This is a genomic window from Bacillus hominis (assembly GCF_018332515.1).
In the GTDB taxonomy this organism is placed as follows: domain Bacteria; phylum Bacillota; class Bacilli; order Bacillales; family Bacillaceae_G; genus Bacillus_A; species Bacillus_A hominis.
Genome location: NZ_BOQD01000267.1, coordinates 1 through 8285, shown reverse-complemented (window position 1 = coordinate 8285; position 8285 = coordinate 1). Strand labels below are relative to the sequence as shown.

Sequence of the window (8285 nt, the reverse complement as noted above, 5' to 3'; positions counted from 1 at the left end):
TGTTTATAGTGTTAGAAAAAATAATCGGACAGCAGACGGTTTTTCAGGATAAAAGAAAATTTGTGTGATCCAAAAAAAGAGCTGTTTGGCTCTTTTTTTAATCTGTTTTAAAAATAATTGAAAATAATGGTAACTGTTATATAATAGTTAAAATTGCATTTTTTACGAAAAGAGATGATAGCATGGCCATATTGTTGGCACTTATCCCGATTATGATGATTTTCATTTGTTTATTTTTATTTAAACAAACGTCATTAAGGTCTTCACTAATTTCTTATGCCGTTTCCGTCGGAATCGTTTTACTCTCGCCAACGTTTCAGTTAGGGATAAGTGAAACTGTACACGCAACGATTAAAGGTTGGTTAATTTGTTTTATTGTCGGATACGTTTTGTTTTTCGGTATTTTTTTATTTCACCTCATGAATAAAATGGGATACATCGATCAAGTAGCGAGATTTCTAGAACAAGTCACGCGCGATCGATTATTGCAAATGCTTCTTATGTGTTTTGGTATTTGTCCACTTATTGAATCAGTGAGTGGGTTCGGAATTGGTTTTATGGTCGCAGCACCTATTTTTCTTTCTCTCGGTTACAAACCGTTTCAAGCTGTACTACTTTCGTTTATCGGTTTACTTGCAAGTTCATGGGGCGCGATGGCAACGGGCACGATTATCGGTTCTCAGCTTATTAACATGCCGCTCACAACTCTTGGTACAAATACAGCATTATTAAGCATCCCGATTTTCGCATACTTTATCATTCTTTCTTTATACGTTGTCGGTGGCTTTCAGGCAGTTATAGAAAAGTGGAAGGAAGGGATAGGATTCTTTCTATTATTTTCTCTCGGAATCTATCTTTCTAACGCATACGTAAGTGTTGAACTAGCAGGAATATTAAGTTCTATCGTTACCATTACATTTGGTTTTTTAATCATTAAATTAAAAGGAAAAGATGAGCAAAACCTTTTAACAGAACATGCGGCGGCTACGGAGAGAGAAGTAACCATTATAAAAATTATTAGCCCTTATATCTTTTTAACAGTTTGTATTTTACTTTCTCGCCTCGTTCCAGCATTACATGATCTGCTCAGGTCATATGCAGTTCTCGATTTAAAATCATATTCTTACAAACTAGAGCTACTATATTCGCCAGGGTTTTGGCTCGCCATGACTTGTTTATTTACAATTATTTTCTTCCGCATTCCATCTAATATTATTAAAAAATCACTCTCGCAAACGATAAAACAATGGATTCCATTCGCAATTACAACGACAATGTTCATTGCGATTTCAGAACTAATGGGCGCATCTGGTATGCATTCATTACTCGCAAAGACAGCTGGTGAAACATTTGGTACCTTTTTCGTTTTCGTTGCACCATTCATCGGTGGTATTGGCGGCTTTTTAACAGGTAGTAACGCAGGGTCAAATGCAATGTTTATAAAACTACAAATGCAAACAGCACAAAACGTAGCACTCCCGTGGCAATACGTCACAACACTCCAAAACACCGCATCATCAGTAGCGACAATCGCTTGCCCGTCAAGGATTACACTAGGTGCTTACTTATGTAATATTCCGTATCGTGAAAATGAACTATTAAAGAAGACGACGTTAATGATTTTTGGTGCGGTGTTACTTGTAGTGGTAGAGGTTATTGTTTGGTATGTGTTGAGAAATTAAAAATCCTCCTAACATAGGAGGATTTTTTTTATGATTGGATAATGTTTTAAATATGAAAAGCTTCTACTAAATGAATAGGAGATGAAAGGTATGCCCCTAAAAAACTACGGCGTGTTAAAAGGTACAGTTATACAATCAAAGATTGGGAAAGGGAGAACACCTCATTATCAAGTTCATTTACAAGGTGAAGCAGGAGTAGATTATCGTATTGCAATTAACGTGAAGTCGCAAAGCTATCCATCGGAAGTTTTATATTTTACGAGCGACAATATTCGGTCAGAGGCGATTCATATTTTACCGACGTTACCGTTTGGTTTTACAGAAGTGAAAAATAACGAACCGAAAGTAGCTTTAGATTATGTAAGAGGTAATTTATTTGATTCGAAGCAGATGATTCCTTTACCTGCTGAAAAAGCAGGAGTTGATAATGATTTAAATGAAAAAATAGAACGTTATATAAAACGAGCGATAGAAGAAAAAGCAACTATTTACGCGTTTGGTGAAAGATGGGGACCAGAAGAAAAAACACCGGATTCTTACTTTCATTTTAAACCAGGAAACGGTATACACGATATTCATATGAATCAAGGAAATGTAGAGAAATGGCAAGGTGATGATGGCATATGGCAAGACGGAGGAATACTCATTCACTTTGAAAAGGAAGAAGAATGGATCGGTATCTTTCTTGCATTCCAGTCACAGTCATGGTGTACCGATGAAGAAGGGCATGCTCGTGTTCCGGTTGAGAATTGTAGTTATAAGAAAAATAACTAACTAATAAGAAGAGGGCGTTCACAACGAACGCCCTCCTCTTATTTTATAAAACCCAAAACTAACAAGTGTAGAAATACAAGAGAACAGCAGTGCTACACTAGAAAATGCAATGAGATACATATTATATTTCATAACCTGTCCGATTAGCAGATTACTGTCGTATTGGAAAAGCCCTGCTATTATATTGAATAAAAATAATACGATAAACATGACGATGACGCCGTCTATTGATCCTTTAATGTCTGGTTTACTTAAAGCGATATGTGCGGAAATACAAATAGCGATAAATAAAAATAACCAAAAAGAAGGGGTCAATAAATTGCTCATTGTAAACAAGCTTTTTAATAAAAAGAATGTTGATAAAAACATGTTTTGGATCATGTCTAAGTTAATAGAAGTCGATGCAATCGTTGTTTCGAGAGTCGTATTAAATAAAGAATATGACTCTGGTACGAAATAGCGCATTAAAAGTATTAAGGCAGTAATACCAGAAATAATAGGGCCGATGCCGATAAAGAAATTCCCGATTCGTTGGTATATACTTTTTTGATTGTATTGATGTTGGACGTAGCCTAAAGCTCCTTGACTTGTATCTGTCGGGAAGAACTGCGTTGCTACAATTTTATGGCGGAATAATAAACACATAATTGCATGTCCAAGCTCATGAATAGGAACACCGATCCATGCAGTCAAAAGAAAGCCTTTCCTTCCGAAAGCTCTCGACCAATACGTTCGTGTGAGAGATTCTAAATAACCTAATATAAATCCAATTACAATGATGATTCCAATTAAAGAAAATAATTGGATCACACTTGTAAGGAGTGTTTGAAAAATTGAGTTTACAAATTCCACTGTCTTCATCCAATCTATTAAAAATGTTATTTGTTCTGTTTCATAATAACATTATTTTTCTATATTACTAGCATACATAGTTTCGTTTAAAAGAAGGATTTCATATTCTTTTTCTTGTAGTCATGTTTTATGTACAAAGTCATATATTGAATTTGTAACACCCTATCAGGTATATGCTTAAGGAGGGATGAGAGAATGAAATGTCCGGCATGTAATACAGAAAATGCAGCGGAAGCAAAGTTTTGCGGGAATTGTGGACATTCGTTAACGGAAGAAGTGGTGGCAAGTGGTGCACAGGAAGAAGGGGAGCAACAAGCGCGCGTAGCACAGGTAAAGGAAACTCGTCCGAATGAAACGGTAGAGCAAGCGAAACGATTTGCGAGTGGCTATTTTCAGTTTTTTACAGATGCTTTAAAAGCACCGACAGCGATTATGAAAAATGGCAATATTGAAGTGCGAAATGGAATTGTAAGTCTTGTTCTTATTTGTTTTTTAGGAGCATGTATTTTTTATAGAATGATGAGCGCAGCGGCAACTGTTACGAGAACATTAGTACCAGATATAACTACTCCTACTTTCTTTGGAGAATCTGTAAAAGTCTTTTTCTTTTTATTAATTTTAACGTTATTTGTCGGATTTATTATTTTTGTAAGTGGTAAGATGATGAAATCTTCTTTTTCGTTTCTTGAAGTATTCGGTATATGGGGAACGATAGCGACACCAGCTATTGCTATATTAGTTTTTTCTTTTCTGTTTAGTTTCCTATTGATCTTTTTTCTACCAATATTATTAGGGGTGGCTACAACGTATATGTCAATTAGTATCATCGTAGCTATATTAAAACTAGATAGCGGTGGATTAGATCCTGTTTACACTCTTCTTATCGCAAATGTTTTAATCGGAATCGCAACGTGGATTGTACTTTGGTCTTACATTAATACGATAATTCAAACTATTACTGGAGGATTTACGGGCTTCTAAGGAAAAGGTGGTTGAATGGATGAATGTATGTACAAAGTGCGGAATTCCGTTTGAAGATGGTGTGCAATTTTGTCAAAACTGCGGGACGAAGAGGGGAAGTCCTGTAGTAAAGAAGAACATGAGCGGAGGTACAAAAGTTGGTATTACACTTTTAGTAATACTTATTATAGCGATTGTTGGATTGTATTTGTACGGATCATCGTATTATGCACAGGTGGCACAAGTAGACCGAATGATTACGATTTTACAAGAGCGGGACGGGGAGAAATTAGCTGAGGTCATCACGGCAGATGATCCATCGGTTATTGTAACGAGAGAGGGTTTAACGCCTCTATTTTCATATATAAAAGAAAATCCATCTTACGTGAATGAATTGAAAGAATATTTGAGGCAAGGTGAAAAACAAGGGGATGGAATAGAAAGAGCAGACTTTTCTTTAACGAAAGACGGGAAGTATTTCTTTTTATTTGATCGGTATAAATTGAAAGCGAAGACGTATTATACGACTCTGCTTACAAATGAAAAAGGTACATCTTTAAAATTGAACGGAAAAGAAATTGATAAGTCAAATGATAAAAAGTTTGAGAAGCAATATGGACCGTTTCTTCCAGGAACTCAAGTATTTCAATCCGAATATAAAAATGACTATGTAAAACTATTACGTGAGGAAAAGGTTGTACTTATGAAACAAAGTCAAAATAATGTAACGATAGACTTAGCACTACAAGGGCAATATATTACAATTCAAACGAATGCGCCTGGTGCAACATTATATGTGAATCAAAAGCCAGTTACAGCGTTGACCGGAGAAGAAATTACGTGGGGACCGGTAGCAACTGATGGAAGTGCAGCGATTTATTTAGAACGAAATGGAGAAAACGGAAGGGAAACGACAAAGGTAGAAACGGTAACGGCACTTTCTACGTATAATCTTCCATTTCAAAAGAAAAGCACAGAAAAAACAGTTGTTTACAATGTCACCCCGCCAGTGACGACTCAATATGTATATAATGGTTTCATTTTTCCGGATAGTGATATTCGAAAATTAACGAGTGCGGATTTAAGGTATGTAACGAAAGAACAGTTGAAAATTGCTAGAAACGAAATATACGCAAGACACGGACATATTTTTCAAACGAAAGATATGCAAGCGTACTTTTCAAAGCAGTCTTGGTACAGAGAAAATCCGTACTTTACAGGAACGTTAACGGATATTGAAGCTTATAATGTTGAACTGATCAAATCAAGAGAATAGAGTGCGTGAAAAAGGTACAGTACATAACTGTACCTTTTCTATTGATTATTTAGCTGGACCAGGATCCCTTGAGAAAAAGATGTGAAAGAGGAATGTGACTTTACTTGCTCCTCCTGATGTACTTGCTTGCACATCAGATAAAGAACTAGACGTTAAAGCAGCTTCAGAACGAGGGGGAACGACTATTTTGAGTGCATCATCTGATTCTGATGATATAGTAACCGTTATTGTATCCTCAGAAAAGTTCACAATTTTAACAGTACCAACTGGGAAGATGGATTTGCGAGCGTGTGATGCTGAAGCGAAGCGAGAGGCTTTCCAAATAGTTTGTGAGAAAGTGTCATTATCAGATAACCAAGCACGTGCACTGTATAAAGTTACACTAACGGTAAACTCTTGTTCAAGCGGGAGGGCGGGTCTCGGTTCTATCGGTTCCTCTGGAAGCTGGACGAGAAGGCCGGCGCACATGTATGTTTCACCTACTTTCAATAGTTACTGTTATAGCATATTAAATATCTTGTTTATAAGACACGACGATTACCTAGTAACGCATAGTCTTGTGCACCAAATTTGTAGATGAAATTCTCTTTCTTTACAATGGAAGTAGGTGTTATTTTTATAAAATATGGAAATCGTAAAGAGTATGTAAAAAAGAAGGAGTGGTAAAGTGAACTATGTCATTATTGGCGGGGATGCCGCTGGTATGAGTGCAGCAATGCAAATTGTTAGAAACGATGAAACTGCAAATGTTGTAACGCTAGAAAAAGGTGAAATCTATTCATACGCTCAGTGCGGATTACCGTATGTGATTAGTGGTGTTATCGCCTCTACTGAAAAGTTAATTGCACGCGATGTAAAGACGTTTCGTGATAAATATGGGATTGATGCGAAAGTGCGTCATGAAGTAACGAAAGTAGATACGGAAAAGAAAATTGTATATGCAGTACATACGAAGACGAAAGATGTATTTGAATTTTCATATGACCGTTTATTAATTGCGACTGGTGTACGCCCTGTTATGCCGGATTGGGAAGGTAAAGATTTACAAGGTGTTCATCTTTTAAAAACAATTCCGGATGCTGAGCGTATAGTAGGCACGTTACAAACAAATAGTGTTGAGCACGTAACGATTATTGGCGGTGGTGCAATTGGTCTAGAGATGGCAGAAACATTTGTAGAACTAGGAAAGAAAGTAAGAATGATTGAGCGAAACGATCATATTGGCACAATTTATGATGCCGATATGGCGGAATATATACATAAAGAAGCAGATAAACATAATATTGAAATTTTAACAAATGAAAATGTAAAAGCGTTTAAAGGAAAAGAGAGAGTGGAACAAATTGAAACAGATAAAGGTACGTATAAAACAGATCTCGTTCTAGTATCTGTCGGTGTACAGCCAAATACTGATTTTCTTGAGGGGACAAATATACGTAAAACTCATAAAGGTGCAATTGAAGTAAATGCTTATATGCAAACGAATGTACAAGACGTATACGCTGCTGGTGATTGTGCAACACATTACCATGTTATAAAGGAAATTCATGACCATATCCCGCTCGGAACGACTGCGAATAAACAAGGGCGACTTGCCGGACTCAATATGGTTGATAAACGAAGAGCATTTAAAGGTACGTTAGGTACAGGTATTATTAAATTTATGAATCTGACGCTCGCAAGAACAGGCTTAAATGAAAAAGAAGCGAAAGGGCTAAACATCCCGTATAAGACGGTCAAAGTAGACTCAACAAATATGGCGGGCTATTACCCGCGCGCTTCGCCACTTCACTTGAAATTACTATATCACGCCGATACGAAACAATTGTTAGGCGGTCAAGTAATTGGAGAAGAGGGCGTAGATAAACGTATTGATGTTATCGCAATGGCACTTTTCAATAAAATGAGTATTCACGATTTAGAAGATGTCGACTTAAGTTACGCACCACCATATAACAGCGTTTGGGATCCAATTCAACAAGCGGCAAGGCGAGCGGAATAGCACTTTTTTTAGTGCTATTTTTTTCGTTAAAGGGGAATAAATAAAGTTTCATTTTATTTCGAATATACCGTTCACCCTTGAAAACATAGTGCTTATCGCTTATATTTTCATATAGTATTTGTTTTTTAACAAGGCAATGAACGAACCAGGGGGCACAGTATGGCAATTAACATGAATACAATCGAAGAATGGATTGCTGAATCAAATGCAAGAAATGAAGAAGACTTAGGAAACGTTGTGGAAGAGATGAAAGAAGTATGTGTCGGACTTGATAATGCGACATTAATTTATGCGAAAAATGTATTTTGTTTCGGTAAGAAAGTAGAAGTATTGTTCTTCTTCCAAGATCACGTCGTTATCGGAGAAGAGAAGGAAGAGTATATTGAGATTGGGAAATTAAAGTATGATGATATTACAAATAGTAACTTAAAAACAAATGATAAAAATACAACGTTAGAATTAAAGTTTGCTAACGGGAAATCTATCAATTTAGATAGTTTGAATGATAACTATGGTACGAAAAACTGGTTATTTGCAAGACAAATTAAGAGTATTTTTAAATTAATCTAGTAAAAACAGCAGGCCCTGAAGGGTCTGCTTTTTTTACTTATTTCCTATTACGCAAAGGCACCCTCTTTCTTCGTAACATTGCACGCTTGTAAATCCCGTCTTATAAAAAAGGTTTACTAATTCTTCGTTCTTCTTAAATTTATTCATATGATATTGAATTTTGAAAGTT

At 36.2% G+C, this 8285-nt stretch carries 8 protein-coding genes and 1 pseudogene; 6 read left to right on the top strand and 3 right to left on the bottom strand.

What is annotated here, in order from left to right; genetic code table 11:
• Positions 1-182 precede the first annotated feature (182 nt).
• Together KI356_RS21745 and KI356_RS21740 are read left to right on the top strand one after the other, a co-directional pair.
• Complete coding sequence (locus KI356_RS21745) at positions 183-1682, top strand: L-lactate permease (RefSeq protein ID WP_212936423.1); 1500 nt, start codon at positions 183-185, stop codon at positions 1680-1682.
• Positions 1683-1772: 90 nt separating this feature from the next.
• On the top strand, positions 1773-2456 hold the full coding sequence (locus KI356_RS21740) for a DUF2278 family protein (RefSeq protein ID WP_212936422.1): 684 nt from the start codon (positions 1773-1775) through the stop codon (positions 2454-2456).
• 18 nt (positions 2457-2474) lie between these two features.
• Here the strand turns inward: KI356_RS21740 and KI356_RS21735 are convergent, their stop codons facing one another.
• Positions 2475-3308 (bottom strand): hypothetical protein, encoded by an 834-nt coding sequence (locus KI356_RS21735; protein WP_212936421.1) that lies wholly within the window; start codon positions 3306-3308, stop codon positions 2475-2477.
• A 195-nt stretch (positions 3309-3503) separates the two neighbouring features.
• Here KI356_RS21735 and KI356_RS21730 point away from each other — a divergent pair, with 195 nt between their 5' ends.
• Positions 3504-4289, top strand: coding sequence for a zinc ribbon domain-containing protein (locus KI356_RS21730; protein ID WP_128282193.1), 786 nt, complete (start codon positions 3504-3506; stop codon positions 4287-4289).
• Positions 4290-4308: 19 nt separating this feature from the next.
• Positions 4309-5544: a TcaA 3rd/4th domain-containing protein gene (locus KI356_RS21725; protein ID WP_212936420.1), complete on the top strand. Its 1236-nt coding sequence runs from the start codon at positions 4309-4311 to the stop codon at positions 5542-5544.
• Between the two features lie 45 nt (positions 5545-5589).
• Here KI356_RS21725 and KI356_RS21720 read toward each other — a convergent pair whose 3' ends face one another.
• Positions 5590-6012: a hypothetical protein gene (locus KI356_RS21720; protein ID WP_212936419.1), complete on the bottom strand. Its 423-nt coding sequence runs from the start codon at positions 6010-6012 to the stop codon at positions 5590-5592.
• Between the two features lie 199 nt (positions 6013-6211).
• Here KI356_RS21720 and KI356_RS21715 point away from each other — a divergent pair, with 199 nt between their 5' ends.
• A complete protein-coding gene (locus KI356_RS21715; protein ID WP_212936418.1) occupies positions 6212-7546 on the top strand; it encodes an FAD-dependent oxidoreductase in 1335 nt (444 codons plus the stop codon).
• Positions 7547-7705: 159 nt separating this feature from the next.
• Positions 7706-8116, top strand: a complete 411-nt coding sequence (locus KI356_RS21710) for a DUF3908 family protein (RefSeq protein WP_212936417.1) — start codon at positions 7706-7708, stop codon at positions 8114-8116.
• A gap of 33 nt (positions 8117-8149) precedes the next feature.
• Here KI356_RS21710 and KI356_RS21705 read toward each other — a convergent pair.
• A pseudogene (locus tag KI356_RS21705) lies at positions 8150-8285 on the bottom strand (SAM-dependent methyltransferase); the annotation flags it as partial.

Bases quoted from the DNA above. Each gene is read 5' to 3' on its own strand.
- KI356_RS21745 (WP_212936423.1), top strand. From the start codon at position 183: ATGGCCATATTGTTGGCACTTATCCCGATTATGATGATTTTCATTTGT.
- KI356_RS21740 (WP_212936422.1), top strand. From the start codon at position 1,773: ATGCCCCTAAAAAACTACGGCGTGTTAAAAGGTACAGTTATACAATCA.
- KI356_RS21730 (WP_128282193.1), top strand. From the start codon at position 3,504: ATGAAATGTCCGGCATGTAATACAGAAAATGCAGCGGAAGCAAAGTTT.
- KI356_RS21725 (WP_212936420.1), top strand. From the start codon at position 4,309: ATGAATGTATGTACAAAGTGCGGAATTCCGTTTGAAGATGGTGTGCAA.
- KI356_RS21720 (WP_212936419.1), bottom strand. From the start codon at position 6,012: ATGTGCGCCGGCCTTCTCGTCCAGCTTCCAGAGGAACCGATAGAACCG.
- KI356_RS21710 (WP_212936417.1), top strand. From the start codon at position 7,706: ATGGCAATTAACATGAATACAATCGAAGAATGGATTGCTGAATCAAAT.